At 76.6% G+C, this 591-nt stretch carries 1 pseudogene; it reads right to left on the bottom strand.

Features of this window, described 5'->3' with window-relative positions:
• Nucleotides 1-280: 280 nt before the first annotated feature.
• Nucleotides 281-591 (bottom strand): annotated as a pseudogene (locus tag KUM32_RS40170) (two-component system response regulator); the annotation flags it as partial.

Here is a 591-nt window from a genome sequence, read left to right as displayed (position 1 = left end):
GTTCCTCACCATTGCCACGTCATGCCTCCATCCTGGGACGGGAGTTGGGGAGGCGAACGCTAGCGAGCGGGCGCGGGGCGCCACAAGACGATGGTTAGGAAAGCTTCCTGTTTACCTCCCGGCCCGACCACGTGCGCTCTCGTGTGCTCACCGGCCGCCGGTGGGGGAAACGGAACGTCAGGCGCCGGGCGCGGCGGCCTGGCCCCGTCGCCCCGGGCCCGGCTCCGCCGCCGGCCCTGGCGGAATGCCGCCGTCGGCGGGTGGCGGGGTGCCGACGCCGTCACGGGGCGGCGGGGGAGACCCAGCGGTAGGAGAGTTCGGGGCGGCCGACGGCCCCGTACTGCGGGGTGCGCGCCGCGCGACCGGTGTCCACCAGGTGCTCCAGGTAGCGCCGGGCGGTGATCCGCGAGATGCCGAGCGCCTCGGCCGTGGCGTTGGCCGAGATGCCGGCGCTGGCCGCGCGCAGCACCTCGGTGACCGCCTGCAACGTCGCCGCCGTCAGGCCCTTGGGCAGCTCGGCCGGCGCCTGCGGCGCGCGCAGCGCGGCGAGCGCCCGGTCCACCTCGGCCTGGCCGCTGGCCTCGCCCCCGG

The sequence above is a fragment of the Streptomyces sp. AC627_RSS907 genome, assembly GCF_019049165.1.
This window is presented reverse-complemented; position numbering and strand designations above follow the sequence as displayed.